General features: G+C 57.9%; 14 protein-coding genes. 7 read left to right on the top strand and 7 right to left on the bottom strand.

The genetic code is table 11. The annotated features are described in order from the left end of the window. Nucleotides 1-14: 14 nt before the first annotated feature. Nucleotides 15-1403 (bottom strand): succinate-semialdehyde dehydrogenase, encoded by a 1389-nt coding sequence (gene sad / locus ACMGGU_RS09315; RefSeq protein ID WP_420300467.1) that lies wholly within the window; start codon nucleotides 1401-1403, stop codon nucleotides 15-17. Nucleotides 1404-1501: 98 nt separating this feature from the next. Between sad and ptrR the strand changes: the two genes are divergently transcribed. Next, nucleotides 1502-2380 carry a putrescine utilization regulator PtrR gene (gene ptrR, locus ACMGGU_RS09310; protein WP_047741852.1) on the top strand — a complete coding sequence of 293 codons (879 nt, stop codon included), beginning with the start codon at nucleotides 1502-1504 and terminating at the stop codon, nucleotides 2378-2380. Here ptrR and ACMGGU_RS09305 read toward each other — a convergent pair. The 4 genes from ACMGGU_RS09305 to dtnK all read right to left on the bottom strand — a co-directional run bounded on the left by ACMGGU_RS09305 (nucleotide 2334) and on the right by dtnK (nucleotide 5856). Continuing rightward, nucleotides 2334-2816, bottom strand: coding sequence for a GNAT family N-acetyltransferase (locus ACMGGU_RS09305; RefSeq protein ID WP_024908460.1), 483 nt, complete (start codon nucleotides 2814-2816; stop codon nucleotides 2334-2336). The two genes, ptrR and ACMGGU_RS09305, sit on opposite strands and share 47 nt — an antisense overlap. A gap of 80 nt (nucleotides 2817-2896) precedes the next feature. Then, a complete protein-coding gene (locus tag ACMGGU_RS09300; RefSeq protein WP_023311787.1) occupies nucleotides 2897-3658 on the bottom strand; it encodes a DeoR/GlpR family DNA-binding transcription regulator in 762 nt (253 codons plus the stop codon). Between the two features lies 1 nt (nucleotide 3659). Next, nucleotides 3660-4646: a D-threonate 4-phosphate dehydrogenase gene (locus tag ACMGGU_RS09295; RefSeq protein WP_063621615.1), complete on the bottom strand. Its 987-nt coding sequence runs from the start codon at nucleotides 4644-4646 to the stop codon at nucleotides 3660-3662. After that, nucleotides 4639-5856 carry a D-threonate kinase gene (gene dtnK / locus ACMGGU_RS09290; protein WP_229225865.1) on the bottom strand — a complete coding sequence of 406 codons (1218 nt, stop codon included), beginning with the start codon at nucleotides 5854-5856 and terminating at the stop codon, nucleotides 4639-4641. The genes ACMGGU_RS09295 and dtnK overlap by 8 nt, the downstream gene beginning before the upstream one ends. Nucleotides 5857-6029: 173 nt before the next feature. On the opposite strand from dtnK, the gene ACMGGU_RS09285 reads away from it, so the two are divergent. The 6 genes from ACMGGU_RS09285 to ACMGGU_RS09260 all read left to right on the top strand — a co-directional run bounded on the left by ACMGGU_RS09285 (nucleotide 6030) and on the right by ACMGGU_RS09260 (nucleotide 11874). Continuing rightward, on the top strand, nucleotides 6030-7172 hold the full coding sequence (locus ACMGGU_RS09285; protein ID WP_104948567.1) for an iron-containing alcohol dehydrogenase: 1143 nt from the start codon (nucleotides 6030-6032) through the stop codon (nucleotides 7170-7172). A gap of 17 nt (nucleotides 7173-7189) precedes the next feature. Further along, complete coding sequence (locus ACMGGU_RS09280; RefSeq protein WP_420300466.1) at nucleotides 7190-8074, top strand: dihydrodipicolinate synthase family protein; 885 nt, start codon at nucleotides 7190-7192, stop codon at nucleotides 8072-8074. 76 nt (nucleotides 8075-8150) lie between these two features. Further along, the gene (locus tag ACMGGU_RS09275; protein WP_032640176.1) at nucleotides 8151-9563 is read left to right on the top strand and encodes a sodium:solute symporter family protein; all 1413 of its coding nucleotides are present in this window, start codon (nucleotides 8151-8153) and stop codon (nucleotides 9561-9563) included. 1 nt (nucleotide 9564) lies between these two features. Beyond that, complete coding sequence (locus ACMGGU_RS09270) at nucleotides 9565-10728, top strand: sialidase family protein (RefSeq protein ID WP_420300465.1); 1164 nt, start codon at nucleotides 9565-9567, stop codon at nucleotides 10726-10728. Then, complete coding sequence (locus ACMGGU_RS09265; RefSeq protein WP_234083139.1) at nucleotides 10725-11195, top strand: YhcH/YjgK/YiaL family protein; 471 nt, start codon at nucleotides 10725-10727, stop codon at nucleotides 11193-11195. The genes ACMGGU_RS09270 and ACMGGU_RS09265 overlap by 4 nt, the downstream gene beginning before the upstream one ends. A 1-nt stretch (nucleotide 11196) precedes the next feature. Continuing rightward, nucleotides 11197-11874 carry an SDR family NAD(P)-dependent oxidoreductase gene (locus tag ACMGGU_RS09260; RefSeq protein WP_032640183.1) on the top strand — a complete coding sequence of 226 codons (678 nt, stop codon included), beginning with the start codon at nucleotides 11197-11199 and terminating at the stop codon, nucleotides 11872-11874. Here the strand turns inward: ACMGGU_RS09260 and ACMGGU_RS09255 are convergent. After that, nucleotides 11871-12662, bottom strand: coding sequence for a PhzF family phenazine biosynthesis protein (locus ACMGGU_RS09255; RefSeq protein WP_252077146.1), 792 nt, complete (start codon nucleotides 12660-12662; stop codon nucleotides 11871-11873). The two genes, ACMGGU_RS09260 and ACMGGU_RS09255, sit on opposite strands and share 4 nt — an antisense overlap. 27 nt (nucleotides 12663-12689) lie before the next feature. Then, nucleotides 12690-13478 (bottom strand): PhzF family phenazine biosynthesis protein, encoded by a 789-nt coding sequence (locus ACMGGU_RS09250; RefSeq protein ID WP_111966680.1) that lies wholly within the window; start codon nucleotides 13476-13478, stop codon nucleotides 12690-12692. Between the last annotated feature and the right edge of the window lie 119 nt (nucleotides 13479-13597).

Here is a 13597-nt window from a genome sequence, read left to right as displayed (position 1 = left end):
GCCGAAAATAAGGATTACACGCGATCCTTCCACACCGTCTGCGCATTACAGAACTCGTGCAAGCCAAAGTGGGAAAGCTCGCGGCCAAAGCCGCTTTTCTTCACGCCGCCAAAGGCTACGCGCGCATCGCTGGCGCTAAAGCCGTTGATAAACACCCCACCGCACTCCAGCTCGCGGGAGAAGGTCTCTGCCAGAGCATCACTGGCGGTAAAGACCGTGGCTGACAGACCAAAATCGCTGTCGTTGGCCAGCATCAGGGCGTGCTCCGCGTCTTTCGCGACCGTAATGGCCGCGACCGGACCAAACAGCTCCTGACGGAACGCCGTCATCGACGGGGTGACATTCGCCAGCACGGTTGGCGCATAATAATTCCCCTCGCCGCTGATTTTCTCACCGCCCAGCAGCAACGTTGCCCCTTCTGCCAGCGTCGCCTGTACCTGCTGATGCAGTTCATCGCGCAGATCAAAACGCGCCATCGGGCCCAGGTAGTTTTCTTCCTGGTCCGGCGCACCCACCTTCAGGGCCGCAACCGCATCGACAAAGCGTTGGGTAAAGGTGCCCGCAATACCTTCTTCCACAATGAAGCGTTTGGCCGCCGCGCACACCTGTCCGGTATTCTGGTAGCGGCCTGCTACCGCCGCCTTCACGGCAAGATCCAGGTCGGCATCGTTGAGAACGATGAACGGGTCTGAGCCGCCCAGTTCAAGAACGCATTTCTTCAGCGCGGCCCCCGCCTGAGCACCAATGGCTGCCCCGGCACGCACGCTGCCGGTGACGGTCACCGCCGCAATACGACGATCGTTAATCGCCTGGCTGACACCGTCGTTGGTGGCATTCACCCAGCCGAACACGCCTTCAGGGAAACCCGCATCCGCAAAAATCTGCGCGATAAGATCCGCCGAGCCGAGCACGTTGGGCGCGTGTTTGAGCAGATAGCTGTTCCCTGCCAGCAGAATCGGCACCGCGCCGCGCAGCACCTGCCAGAGCGGGAAGTTCCACGGCATTACCGCGAGGATCGGTCCCAGCGGACGGTATTCAATAACCGCGTTCTGGTTTTCCACCTGCGTGGGTTCCGCACGCAGCATCGCCGGGCCGTGCTCGGCGTACCAGTCGCACAGGCCAGCGGATTTCGCCACTTCGGCCCGCGCCTGCTGAATAGGTTTGCCCATTTCACGGGAGATCGTCTGCGCCATCTCTTCAGCGCGAAGACGCAGCGCGGCACCAAGATCGCGCAGCTTTTGCGCCCGGTGGGAGACGCTTTCGCGACGCCACTGGCGATAGCCCGCGTCGGACTGAGAAATCGCGCGTTCAACCTGTTCCGGCGTCGCCCACGGATACGCGGCGAGGGTTTCACCCGTGGCCGGGTTGACTGAGAAGGCATGTGTTGCAGAGGAATAAGTCATGGTGTTCTCCACGTTTTTCGGTTGATTAATTGTGGCCCACTCTGCTATTTCTTAAAAATGAATAATACTAACCACCTTATTCACGAAACGAGAACATTATGGATCTAACCCAGCTTGAGATGTTTAACGCCGTCGCGCTGACGGGCAGTATCACCCAGGCGGCGCAAAAGGTGCATCGCGTGCCGTCTAACCTGACGACCCGCATCCGCCAGCTGGAAGCCGATCTCGGCGTTGAGCTGTTTATTCGTGAGAACCAGCGTTTGCGTTTATCCCCGGCTGGCCATAACTTCCTGCGCTACAGCAAGCAGATCCTCGCGCTGGTAGATGAAGCGCGCATGGTTGTCGCGGGGGATGAGCCGCAGGGGTTATTTGCCCTCGGCGCGCTGGAAAGTACTGCCGCCGTGCGCATTCCTGAAACGCTGGCACAGTTTAACCAGCGCTATCCGCGCATTCAGTTTGCCCTTTCGACCGGGCCATCCGGAACGATGATTGATGGCGTACTGGAGGGAACACTCAGCGCCGCCTTCGTCGACGGGCCGCTGTCGCACCCGGAGCTGGAAGGAATGCCGGTCTACCGGGAAGAGATGATGCTGGTCACGCCTGCCGGGCAGACGGAAATCTCGCGCGCCGCGCAGGTCAGCGGCAGCGACGTGTATGCCTTTCGCGCCAACTGCTCGTATCGCCGACACCTGGAGAGCTGGTTTCACGCTGACCGAGCCGCGCCCGGCCGCATTCATGAGATGGAGTCCTATCACGGCATGCTCGCCTGCGTGATTGCGGGCGCGGGCATCGCGCTGATGCCGCGCTCGATGCTGGAAAGTATGCCTGGGCATCATCAGGTGGAAGCCTGGCCGCTGGCAGAAAACTGGCGCTGGCTCACCACCTGGCTGGTGTGGCGACGCGGGGCGATGACCCGCCAGCTGGAGGCCTTTATAGCGCTGCTAAACGAACGTCTTCAACCAGCGCCTTCTCCATAAACAGGCTGAGCGGGTCGTCAACGTACGGGGCAAACGCCGGGCGCAAATCGTATCCGCACTGTTCATAAAGACGCACCGCGGCATGCTGCTTGATGCCCGTCTCCAGCCGTACCGTATGGCAATGACGGCTCAGAGCTTCATCTTCCAGGGCGGCCAGCAGCGTCTCTCCCAGATGCTGGCCACGATGGGCCGGATCAATATAGACCCGCTTCATCTCGCCCGTACCGTCGCCGTTGAGCACGATAGCGCCACAGCCAACGGCCTGAAGCTGCTGGTCGCGAATGATCATCAGGATCAGCGAGGCTTCCGGCAGCGCAGCCAGATCGAGCAGATGATTACTTTCAGCGGGATAGAGTTCGCTCTGATAGCGGTCAAGCGCCGCGATCAGGCTAAGAATGTCCGGGTGACGTGCAGATTCAGAGGTAATGGAATACATGGCAGGCTCCTTGCTTTTTTATGAGGCTAAATTTCAACATAGCGCAGGCCTGCCAGGGTGCTTCATAGTATTAACTTATGTCATGACGCCAGCGTCAACTGGACATCTAACGCCCTCAACCCGGCCTGTGTCGCTTCGTCCAGCCTGCTGTCCGTGACGATATCCGTCAGGGTATTAAGATGCGCCACGTTAAACAACGACCAGGCTCCGTACTTGGAACTGTCCGCCAGCAGCACGCGACGTTTTGCATTGGCAATCAGATCCCGCTTTAAGGCAGCCTTCTCTTCCGTTGGTGAGGTAATGCCGCGGGTGATATCCCATCCGTTACAGCTAACGAAAGCCACGTCTGGCCACACGTTCTGCAGCAAGCGGCGCCCGTGCTCACCGATGCAGGACTGACTTGAATCATCAATACGCCCGCCAATTATCGTCACTTCAATCTGACGGAATTCCGAGAGAAACAGCGCGATGTGCAAGTCGCTGGTGATGACGCGAAGCGGCAGATGCGTAAGTTGGCGAGCGAGTTCAATCATCGTGGTGCCAGCATCAAGAACAATGGCGTCGCCCGCTTTAACAAAGCTTGCCGCCGCGCTGGCGATGGCGTGTTTTTCTGCCAGACTGCGCTGCATTTTTTCATGCGTTGTGGGCTGGGAAGGAATAAACCGGTTAAGGGTAACACCGCCATGGGTGCGGCTAATGACACCTTCCTGATCGAGCTTTATCAAATCCCTGCGGATCGTCGCCGGAGAGGCATCGGTAATTGCCACCAGCTGATCCACCGTCACCAGATTGTGCCCTTTCAGGTAATCCATTATCTGCTCTAACCGGTTATATCCCTTCATATCATTCCCGTGTAATTTGCATAGCCAACTGGATAGACACCGTCATGCTCTCAGACTTCGCTTTGCCGGTCCAGGCAATATCGAATGCGGTACCGTGGTCCGCAGAGGTACGGATAAACGGCAAGCCGGCGGTGATATTCACCCCGTCATAAAAGCCGAGTAATTTTAGCGGAATATGCCCCTGATCGTGATACATCGCAACGACCATGTCATACATTCCTTCGTGGCATTGCATAAATACCGTATCCGGTGGACACGGTCCGGTGACGTTTAACCCCTGCGCTTTCATCGCGTCGACAGCCGGGCCGACAATCTTGATCTCTTCATCGCCAAACAGGCCGTTTTCACCCGCATGCGGGTTAACGCCGGCAACCGCAATGCGCGGTTGTTGAAAGCCGACGCGTTTCAGGAATCTATCCGCAATCCCAATCACGGTTTTTACCCGATCCTGATTGAGCGTATCAAGGAATTTGCGCAACGCAATGTGGGTCGTGATGTGAATCACCTTCAGTTTGTCCGTATACAGCACCATGGCGTAATCTTTGCTGTCGGTCAGATGCGCCAGCAGCTCGGTATGACCCGGATAGAGATGACCGGCCAGGTGCAGCGCCTCTTTATTCAGGGGAGCCGTTGCAATCGCCTTCACCTCACCCGCCATCGCCAGTTCGGTAGCACGCTTCACGCAGCGATAAGCCAGATCCCCGGCCTCAGCCTGAACGATACCCGGCTTCAGTGCATCAGGATCGGCCAGCGGTTCATCAAGCACGTTAATCACGCCAGCGGCAAAGCGCGCGCCGCTGACCGTGTCGATAGTGCGGATATCCGCCTGCCCGGTGATTCCTTTCTCAAGCACCCGCTGCAGCGTTCTGGCGCAGCCCACAACCACCACAGGCGCCCCTGACAACTCACCCTCGGTGAGGGATTTGATGATGATTTCCGGGCCAATGCCAGCCGGGTCACCCATGGTTACAGCAATAATTTTAGTCACTCAGTCTCTCCTCGATAAAATGCAACACCTCAAGCAGCGTCTCTTCGTTTCCGAAGCCCCCTGCTTTAGTCATTACCGGCTGCTGCCAGCCACAACCCAGAAATTTTCCGACTGGCACGCACTGTGCGACGCACCCGGTAATCTCAAACCCCCGAGCGTCCAGTGCCCTCGCGACAGCCATCGCCACGTCGCCACCGGAGACGTACAGCGCGTCAGGCGTCTGCGCCGCCAGCACCTGTCGGGTCAGTTCGCCTAAAAACGTACAAATTTTTTCGCCCAGGCCTGCGCGGGTGACGCGATACTGCTGGCAGAGTTGCTCGACCTGATGCCGAGCCTCGTGGCCCGCACAGGTATGCACAATGCAGTGATGGCCAGACTGAAGTACCTGCGCAATCTGTTCGAGATACCGGGACGTGTCTCCGCGCAGCGCGTCATTCACATCAATGAGTACCGACGAGACGTCCGCCTGGCTTACCGCCAGCGCAATCTGTCGTTGCGCGATCTCACTCATCGAGCCGACGACGGCCAGCAGTTGTTTACGCCGGACCGGGGCCAGATGACGGGCCAGCGCATCGCATAGTCCGGCAGAGCCCACCAGCAGCGGCGTCTGTGAGCAGGCCAACGCGGCATCGATAATGGCGTCCATCTCCTCATCGGTGTGCGCATCCACGATGAGCCATTCCGTTCCTCGGGCAAGTTCGGCAGTGAGCGTTTTCACGGTCACGCTTTTAGCGCTGACCCCGGTAAACAGGTCAGCAATAGCGGCAGACGGGACAGGCGTTTTGGGATCGCTGGCAAATTCGGTTTCATTCACCGGAACGCCGTTTACCAGACACCTGCCGTACCGCGTGATCCGCCCTGCTGACGGGTATGCCGGCGCCACGATCACCTGCCGCCTGCCGCTTAATGCCTTAAGAACCTGAGATTCGGCTCCTGCATTGCCACGCAGCGTGGAATCCATCTTTTTAATGAGCCAGCGGGCATCCGCGATTTCAGCCCCGAGTGCGGCCACCCTTTCGGCCGCCTCCGATGCCTTCAGCGCCCGGGAATCGGTGTTAACGATCAGCACATCGCTCGCCTGGGTAAACGGTGTATGAAACGCCACGCTGACTTTTTTGCCGCACAGCGCCAGGCTGACACCGGCATCATTTGCGCCGGTAAAGTCATCGGCGACGACCACGACCTCTCTGTTCACATTGCTCACTTTCATCCCCACTTCGGGTTAGCCTTTCCCGTTAATGATTATATTCAATCATGATTGATTATATGTGAGCAAGATCAAGTTAATCAGTTTGCGAATAAATTATAAATTTAGCCACACGATGACCATGAAGCGTCTTGCTTGAGCGAAATCAATCATGGATACAGAGACAGGAGAAAAGCGTGGTTACGATCAACAGCACCCTGATTAGCGGGGCGAATGCCATCGCCGCCATCAGGCCATTACTTACTGATAAAACGCAGATCCTGCTGGTGACGGACGGCAATATTGCGCGTCTGGAGGCAGCAAAGCAGATCCGCGCGATCCTCGAAGAGGACCAGCGCGGCGTCACAATTATCGACAATGTCCCGCCTGAACCCACCCATCACGACGTTAACCAACTGCTCTCGACGTTAAAGGGAACGTTTGGGCTGGTCGTCGGGCTCGGCGGCGGTAGCGTACTGGATGTAGCCAAACTGCTTTCAGTACTTTGTCACCCGCTTTCTCCAGGGCTAGACAACCTGCTCGCGGGCATAAAACCGGTGGCACGCATCGCGTCACTGCTGATCCCGGCCACTGCAGGAACCGGATCGGAAGCAACGCCGAATGCCATTCTGGCCATACCGGAGCAAAGCACGAAAGTGGGCATCATCTCCCCCGTCCTGCTGCCCGATTATGTCGCCCTGCTGCCGGAGCTGACGACCAGCATGCCCGCACACATTGCCTCATCCACCGGGATTGATGCCCTGTGCCATCTGATTGAGTGTTTCACCTCAACGGTCGCTAATCCGGTTAGCGATAACGCCGCGCTGATGGGCCTGTCTAAGCTGCTCAACAACATTGAAACGGCCTGCGCCGAACCGGGCAATCTGCTGGCGAAGCTGGAGATGCTGTGGGCGTCTTACTACGGCGGGGTCGCCATCGCACATGCTGGCACGCACCTGGTTCATGCCCTGTCCTACCCGCTCGGCGGCAAATATCACCTGCCTCACGGGGTGGCCAACGCGATTCTGCTGGCGCCCTGCATGCGCGTGGTTCGTCCCCACTGCGTGACAAAATTTGCGCAAGTCTGGGATTTGGTGCCCGGCGCGGATACGTCGCTGTCAGACGAAGAAAAATCCCACGCGCTGGTGGAGTACTTTGCCGCGCTGGTTCGCAGACTCAACCTGCCGGATAACCTGGAGACACTGGGCGTACCGCGTGAAGATATCGCCTCCCTCAGTGATGCGGCCCTTAACGTTAAGCGGCTCATGAACAATGCACCCTGTCAGGTTAATCACGACGAGGTGCAGGCGATTTACCGGACACTGTTTCCCCAACATTAATAGCCAAGGAGTGTGTAATGCGTAACAACATCAGAGGCGTGCTAACGGCCGTTGTAACCCCCTTTGACATGGAAGGCGCGCTGAACCTGTCGGGCCTGAAACGACAGATCGATCGTCAACTCAGTGCTGGCAACGGCATCTTCTGTGGCGGCACAAACGGCGAGTTCTTCGTGCTTAACGAAGAAGAAAAAATCGCCGTCACCCGCACCTGCGTGGAAACGGTGGCCGGGCGCGCACCGGTCGTGGCGCACATTGGGGAAATTTCGACCCGCGAAACCATCCGTCTGGGGAAACAGATCGCCTCGCTGGGCGTCGATGCCGTTTCCGTCATTACCCCTTACTTCGTTCCGCTGAAACAGTCTGAACTCATCGCGCACTACACCGCTATCGCCGACGCGCTAGCCGTACCGGTATTTCTGTACAACATTCCAGCGCGTACCGGCAATACCATTGAACCCGCTACCGCACGCGCGCTGGCCGAACATCCCAACATCGTCGGTATTAAAGACAGTGCCGGGAGCTATGAAAGCCTGCGCGGATTCCTTAATGCGGTGAGGGACATGGATGGATTCGACGTGCTCAACGGCCCAGATTCGCTTATCCACCAGGGCTTCGTCGACGGATGTTCGGCCTGCATTTCCGGGCTGGCAAACGTGGCGCCAACGGCCATCAACGCTATCTGGTCACGCTTTAACGCGGGGGATATTGACGGTTCCCGCCTTGCGCAGGAGAGCGTCACCCAACTGCGCACCGAGCTGTACAACGTGGCGTTTTCCCCTGCCGCGGTCAAAAAAGCGCTGCAGATCATGGGGGAAGACGTCGGTGAGAGTCGATATGCCGTGGCATTTAGCGAGCAGCAGTGCCAACAGATACGCCGAATAGTGACAACGTCACTTAACTAAACGGCGTTGGTTTCGTCAATAAGAATACCGGGTACCTGAGGTGCCCAGGATTCACTCGCCCTGAAGAGAGGCAAAGATGAATAATTTTACCGCTGAAGATACCCTAATCATTGTGGGCATTGTTATTGCTTACATCCTTTTCACCACCTGGCTGACCTTCCGGATCCGCAGTAAAAATTCAGGCGATTTTATGGAAGGCTCCCGCGCGATGCCGGCGTTTATTGTCGGGATCCTGCTGATGTCCGAGTATATCGGCGCTAAATCCACCATCGGCACCGCACAGGCGGCGTTTGAAGACGGCTTTGCCGCGTCATGGTCGGTCATCGGGGCCGCGATTGGCTTCCCGCTCTTTGGCCTGTTGCTGGTAAAACGCATCTACAACACCGGGAAAATCACTATCTCTGGTGCGATTGCTGAAAAATACGGTAACAGCACCAAAAACATTATCTCTGTCATCATGATTTACGCCCTGCTGCTGGTTAACGTGGGAAATTACGTCAGCGGCGCAGCGGCTATTTCCACCGTACTGAAAGTCAACCTGCCCGTTGCCGCCTTCATTACGGCCATCGTCAGTACCTTCTACTTCGCCTTTGGCGGCATGAAGGGGGTAGCCTGGGTGACCGTACTGCACAGCGCGCTGAAATACTTTGGTATCCTCGCTATCATGGGCTTTGCGCTCTCCAAAACCGGCGGCTTTACGCCAATGATTGAAAACATGCCGGCCTTCTACTGGACCTGGGACGGTAACATCGGTGCGTCGACCATTTTCGCCTGGCTCATCGGCACCATCGGCTCTATCTTCTGTACCCAGTTTGTAATCCAGGCAATCTCCTCCACCAAAGATGTGAAATCGGCCAAACGCTCTACCTGGGTCGCCTTCTTCTTCTGCCTGCCGATTGCGCTGGCCATTGCGGTGATTGGGGTGGCGGCAAAATACCTGCACCCGGAAATTAACAGCCTGTATGCAATGCCGATTTTCCTGCAGGACATGAACCCGTGGCTGGCCGGCCTGGTCACCACCTCTTTGGTGGCGTCTATTTTCGTCAGCGTCAGTACCGTGGCACTGGCTATCGCCTCCCTGGTGGTAAAAGACTTTTACGTGCCGATGCGCAACCCAACGCCCGATCAGGAGTTTAAGGCCACCCGCTGGATCTCCCTGCTGATTGGTTTCCTGCCGCTGATTTTTGTTCTGCTGGTACCTGAAGTCCTGAAGCTCTCGTTCTTTACCCGCGCCATTCGCCTGTCGATTTCCGTGGTGGCCGTTATTGCGTTTTACGCGCCGTTCTTCCGCAGCACCCGCGGTGCCAATGCGGGCCTGATTGGCGCCTGCGTCGTCACCTCCGTCTGGTATCTACTGGGCGACCCTTTCGGCATCAACAATATGTACATTGCCTTGCTGACCCCTGCCGTCATCATGGCGATCGATCGCCTCATTCCGGGAAAAGCGCAGGGTAAAGCGCCAACCCCCGCTCAAAATAATGGAGTCTGATATGTCTGTAACCGTAACCCGCGACGGGATTGTTCGACCACAACAGGATGCGCACGTGCAAACCGCCATGCTGCCCTCCTCTTGCCCACAAAACCACGCGGCGAATCTGCTGCCGCTGCCGGATGGCTCGCTGATGTGCGTCTGGTTTGGCGGCACCCAGGAAGGCATTGCCGATATCTCCGTGTGGGGGTCACGCCTTGCACCGGGCAGCCAGCAGTGGAGTGATGCGGCAAAACTGTCGGACGATGCCACGCGTTCCGAACAGAACCCGGTTCTGTTCCTGGCCCCGGACAACGTCCTGTGGCTGCTGTGGACCGCGCAGATCTCAGGTAATCAGGATACGGCTATCGTTCGCTATCGCCAGTCCCGGGATCTGGGGAAAACCTGGGGGGAGATCGCTACCCTGCTCGATAAACCGGGCACGTTTATCCGCCAGCCGATTGTCGTGGTGGATAACGGTAACTGGCTGCTCCCGGTGTTTTATTGCCGTACCCAACCAAGTGAGAAATGGGTCGGAAACGACGATATCAGCGCGGTAAAAATATCCGGGGACGGCGGCAAAACGTGGCGCGATGTTGAAGTACCGGAAAGCCTCGGCTGCGTACATATGAATATTACCCGCCTGCTCAACGGCACACTGGTCGCCCTGTTCCGCAGCCGCTGGGCAGACAATATCTATTACAGCCAGTCAACGGATAACGGCGAAAGCTGGTCCGTACCGGAGCCCACGGAGCTCCCTAATAATAACTCCTCTATCCAGGTGACCACGCTTGCGGGCGGTGAACTCGCGCTGGTCTTTAACCCCATGAGCGCCGCCGGGGCGCGGGAACGTCGCGCCTCGTTATACGATGAAATTGACGATGGTGATGACCGCAAGGAGCCGGTTGTTACCCACGGTCGGACGGCCTTCTGGGGCGCACCGCGGGCGCCGATGACCGTCGCCATTTCGCCTGACGGCGGAAAAACCTGGCCGTGGCAGCGTCATCTGGACGAGGGGGATGGTTACTGCATGACCAACAACTCTCTGGAAAAGCTGAACCGCGAATTCTCCTATCCCAGCATCAAACAGGGGCCCGATGGCGCGCTTCATATCGCGTACACCTACTTCCGCCAGGCCATCAAATATGTGCGGGTGACCCCGGAATGGGTTAAGGAGTCCATATGATTATCGGTCATCTCAACGCCCTGCCGCTGGCAGGGCTTCCGTCGACGTTGTACGCCCTGCTATCCCGTCCGGACTGCACGCTGCAGGCGCTCAGCGAACGCGATGACGGGCGCTGGCAGCCGGAAAATGCAACCTGGTTTTGCCAGATTGGTCCGGCGCAGACGCAGCCACGTGCAGATCGGCATACGGAGTATCATCGCCAGTGGGCCGATATTCAGGTTGTACTGGCAGGAGAAGAACATATTTATGCTGGCGCTCGCCCCACTGGCAAGCCGGAGGACGAAGAGCGTAAACCGGATCTCTTTATTACTTCACCTGCTGAACACAGCGTGAGGATCCGTCTTGCCGCAGGAGACTTTGCGGTCTTTTGTCCGGGAGAACCCCACCAGGCGCTGTGCGCCGCAGAGGCGCCGCTGACCGTTCGCAAAGCGGTATTTAAAATTCCCCGAGCGATGCTGGAGGTCTGACATGCGTCACGCCGTCGTCACCGGGGCCAGCTCCGGAATTGGTGAAGCCATCGTCAAGCGTTTACTGGCGGAAGGCTGGCAGGTCACCGGGCTCAGCCGCCGGGCAGTGATGCTGAATGCCCCTGGCTTCACGAGCCTGCGCGTGGATATCAGCGATCCTGCTGCGCTGTGCAGCGCCCTGCAAACCATCGCGACGCCCCAGGCGGTGATCCATGCTGCAGGGATGATGGCCGCTGCGCCCCTGGGCCAGCTCGAAAGCGATGTGAGCACCTCACTGTGGCAACTCCACGTCCGGGCCTGTGAGGCGTTGTTTAACCATTTTGCGCCCGCAATGGCCGCAGGTGGACGGTTTGTGGCGATTGGCAGCAGAACCTCTCGCGGTGCAGCAGGACGATCGCAGTACGTTGCCACCAAAGCAGCGATGGTAGGGATGGTCAGAAGCTGGGCGGCGGAACTGGCCCCGCGCGGGATCACCGCTAACGTGGTCGCGCCAGGGGCTACCCAAACGCCGATGCTCAGCGCACCGGGGAGAGAAACCTCGCCGCCGAAGTGTCCGCCAATCGGACGTCTGATCGCCCCAGAGGAGGTGGCGGGGTTGGTGAATTTCTTACTTAGCAATGAAGCCGCCGCTATCACCGGTCAGGAGATGGTGATATGCGGCGGCGCCTCACTCGGCTAGCGCAGGAAAACGCGCCCTTTCAGATACAGGGTGGCCTGACCGCCGATCAGTACGCGGTCGCCCTTCAATTCGCAGCGCAGATCCCCGCCACGGTGTGACACCTGGCGGGCATTGAGTGACGTTTTACCCAGCCTTTCGCTCCAGTAAGGGATCAGCATGCTGTGGGCAGATCCGGTGACCGGATCTTCGGGCACCCCTTCGCCCGGGCAGAAAAAGCGGCTGACGAAGTCATATTTATCGCCCGGCGCCGTCACGCAGATCATTTTATCCAGCGGAAGCATCGCCCCAATATCCGGCGTTAACGCTTCTACCTGCTGCTGGCTCTCCAGCACCACGAGGTAATCACGTCCAACGCGCACCTCTTTTGCCTCTGTGATGCCCAGGCCGCTAAACAACAGCGCAGGTGGGTTCTCGACCACCTCCGTTGACCACGCGGGGAAGTTCAGCGTCAGCCAGTCGCCGCTGCGTTTAACCGTCAGCTCGCCCACGAAGCGCGTGGTGAAGGTGATTTCAGTGTGCGGATAGTCAAGGTATTCGAAAATAACGTGCGATGCGGCAAGCGTGGCATGGCCGCATAGGTTAATTTCATCCAGCGTGGTAAACCAGCGCAGCTCAAACCCACCGTCGGTACGGACGAAAAAGGCGGTCTCAGACTGGTTATGCTGCTGCGCCATTTTGAGCAGCGTCTCGTCCGGCAGCCACTCTTCCAGAGGACATACCGCTGCCGCGTTGCCGCCAAAGGTTTTGTCGCTGAAGGCATCCACCAGATAAAAATCAATTTCCTGCATTGTCTCTTCCTCTCTTGTTATGGGTATTTAGCGCAGAAAAACTGTGCCTTTCAGATAAAGTGAAGCCTGTCCGCTCATCAGCACACGCGAGCCTTTCAGTTCACAGCGCACGTCGCCGCCGCGCGCGGAAACCTGACGGGCAAGCATGGCTGTTTTCCCCAATTTTTCGCTCCACCAGGGAATTAGCATGGTGTGCGCGGAGCCGGTGACCGGATCTTCCGGTACGGAAACGCCGGGGGAGAAAAAGCGGCTGACAAAATCGTATTCCCCCTCACCGCGCGCCGTCACGCTCACCTTATGCTCGCCCGGCGTCATCGCCGAAAAATCCGGGGCGAGGGCCTCGACCTGCTGGCGATTTTCCAGAACGATGACCCAGGCGCGCCCTTTACGGGCTTCAACGTAGCGGCTGATACCCAGCGCCGAAAGCATTTCCGGCGGGGGCGTCTCTTCATGGGTTGGACATGCCGGGAAGTCCAGCGTCATCCAGTCCCCCTCCCGGGTGACCGTCAGGCGGCCAGAGGCGGTATCAAAGTGGATCCGCGCGTCCGGATAATCCAGCTCGGTAAACAGTACGTGCGCCGCCGCCAGCGTAGCGTGACCGCAGAGATTGACTTCGCTAAGCGTGGTAAACCAGCGTAGCTCAATGCCCCCTTTGCTGCAGACGAAAAACGCCGTTTCCGACTGATTATGCTGCTGCGCCATCTTCAGCAAGATCTCATCGGGTAACCATGCTTTCAGCGGGCACACGGCGGCCGGATTACCGCCAAACGTGGTATCGCTGAACGCATCGACCAGATAAAAATCAATCTCCTGCATTGTCTTACCGCCTGTTTTTATTGTGTTGTTCTTTTATATTCAATGAAAACAGCGTCCCCGGCTACCGCTTTTATAAGGTAAATATTGAGATCTGCGTCACATAATGGTTGAGTTTTCGC

The organism is Enterobacter sp. BNK-8, assembly GCF_048685095.1.
Taxonomy (GTDB): Bacteria; Pseudomonadota; Gammaproteobacteria; order Enterobacterales; family Enterobacteriaceae; genus Enterobacter; species Enterobacter quasiroggenkampii.
This window is presented reverse-complemented; position numbering and strand designations above follow the sequence as displayed.